We start from the raw sequence: 1,900 nt of genomic DNA on the forward strand, positions 1-1,900 counted from the left end.
GCCACCACCACCTCCCCCGCCCGCACCGGAAGCTCCGCCGCCACCACCACCCGCACCGGGCGGGTAGCCCGGTGGCCGTGCGGATGGATCCGCAACGGTTCGACGAGCTGGTGTCCGACGCACTCGACTTGATCCCGCCGCAGCTGGCCGCCGTGATGGACAACGTGGTGGTGCTGGTCGCCGACCGTGATCCCGAGGAAGCCGAACTGCTCGGCCTGTACGAGGGTGTGGCATTGACCGAGCGCGATTCCAACTACGGCGGTTCGCTGCCGGACACCATCACGATCTACCGCGACGCGCTGCTGGACATCTGCGACGACGAGGACGACGTCGTCGAGGAGGTGAAGATCACCGTGGTCCACGAGATCGCCCACCACTTCGGCATCGACGACGACCGGTTGCACGAACTGGGCTGGGGCTGAGCAACTTAACTTAACGATCGCGCAGGCGCGGCATCCCGGATCTGTCGGCGATCGGTGCTATGAACGCCGTATGAACACCTACTGCCGCGACTGCCGGGCAGGGTTAGAACACTGTCACGGCACGATCATTCGCCATTGGTTGCACCGGTCGGAGTGCACCGAGGATGGCTGCACCAGCCCCGAGCTGATGCCGCACGCCTTCGTCGTCGACTGCGACGCGATCGGATGCCGCTGCGCAGACGTGGACGCGCTCGCGGTCTGATCTACCCCATCGGGTCGGTAGCCGACTCCACCGCGTCAGCCACGGGTGTGGCGTGGGGCTCAGGGTAGAACGGCGGCGTCAGGCTCCCCCACTGCACACAACTCCAGCGCCCGTCGGTGACCGGCGCCAGCACCACCGCCTCGGTGTTGTTGAGGTGATGATCGAGCACAAAGCTGCTTTCCACACCGGCCAGTACAGCGGCCGCCAGCCGGATCGCGGCGCCGTGACTGACGACGACGATGTCGCTGGTCCACTTGTCGTCGTCGAGGTAGCGCATCCGTAGGTCTGTCAGCACCGGCGTGTAGCGGTCCAGCACCTGGTTGGCGGTCTCGCCGCCCGGCAGCGGCACGTCCCATTCGCCTTCATGCCAGCGTTTGTAGATCGCATTGAATTCGGCGACCGCATCATCGTCGCTGCGGTTTTCCAGCTCGCCGACCTGCACCTCATGGATGCCTGTCACCTCGCCGGCCCGCACGTCGACCTCCGCGCTGATCTCGGCCGCGGTCTGCGCGGCGCGGGTGGCCACCGAATGCAGCAACAGCCCGGGCCGGCTCAGTCCCAACCGCGCGAAGGCTCGCGCCTGGTCGCGGCCCAACGGCGTCAGCTCTGACCCCGGCGGTCGGGTGTCCAATCGGCGATCGACGTTGCCGAAGGACTGACCGTGTCGCACCAACACCAGCCGACCGCTCATCGCGGCGATCCCTCATCGGCCGCGCCGTCGCGCATCCGCGCCAGCCAGCGCGACGCCTCGTCCAGTTGGGGCGGCGCCGCGCCGACCAGCCCTCCGGTCGGCCAGGATCCCAAGTAGCGCACATCGGTACAACGCCGGTGCAGCGCTTTGAGTGCCTCGGCGACCGCGTCGTCGTCGATGTGTCCGACGCAGTCCAGGAAGAACATGTAGGTGCCTAATTCGGTTCGGGTGGGCCGAGATTCGATGCGGGTCAGGTCGATGCCGCGGATGCCGAACTCGGCAAGTGCCGACACCAGAGCGCTTGGGGCGTTGGCGATCCGCAGCATCACCGACGTGCGGTCGGCGCCGGTTCGGGCCGGCGGCGTCCCCGGCGGGCCGACCAGTACAAAGCGGGTGCACGCATTGGCTTCGTCGACCACGCCGTCGGCCAACGCCCACAACCCGCGCTGGGAGCCGGCCAGCGGCGAACTGACGGCGGCGTCGACATTGCCGTCGGCGACTTGCTGCGCGGCATCGGCGTTGGAG

4 protein-coding genes are annotated in these 1,900 nt (G+C 67.9%); 2 read left to right on the forward strand and 2 right to left on the reverse strand.

The genetic code is table 11. From position 1 onward, the window contains the following. Nucleotides 1-71: 71 nt before the first annotated feature. On the forward strand, nucleotides 72-422 hold the full coding sequence (locus tag WB785_RS20450) for a metallopeptidase family protein (RefSeq protein ID WP_424081262.1): 351 nt from the start codon (nucleotides 72-74) through the stop codon (nucleotides 420-422). 70 nt (nucleotides 423-492) lie between these two features. Beyond that, the gene (locus WB785_RS20455; protein WP_424081256.1) at nucleotides 493-684 is read left to right on the forward strand and encodes a hypothetical protein; all 192 of its coding nucleotides are present in this window, start codon (nucleotides 493-495) and stop codon (nucleotides 682-684) included. A 1-nt stretch (nucleotide 685) separates the two neighbouring features. Here the strand turns inward: WB785_RS20455 and WB785_RS20460 are convergent, their stop codons facing one another. Beyond that, nucleotides 686-1,375, reverse strand: a complete 690-nt coding sequence (locus tag WB785_RS20460) for a histidine phosphatase family protein (RefSeq protein WP_424081258.1) — start codon at nucleotides 1,373-1,375, stop codon at nucleotides 686-688. Then, a partial coding sequence (locus tag WB785_RS20465; RefSeq protein ID WP_424081260.1) for an ACT domain-containing protein occupies nucleotides 1,372-1,900 on the reverse strand: 529 nt, incomplete at its 5' end. The genes WB785_RS20465 and WB785_RS20460, both read right to left, overlap by 4 nt.

The organism is Mycobacterium sp. (assembly GCF_049585075.1).
Taxonomy (GTDB): Bacteria; Actinomycetota; Actinomycetes; order Mycobacteriales; family Mycobacteriaceae; genus Mycobacterium.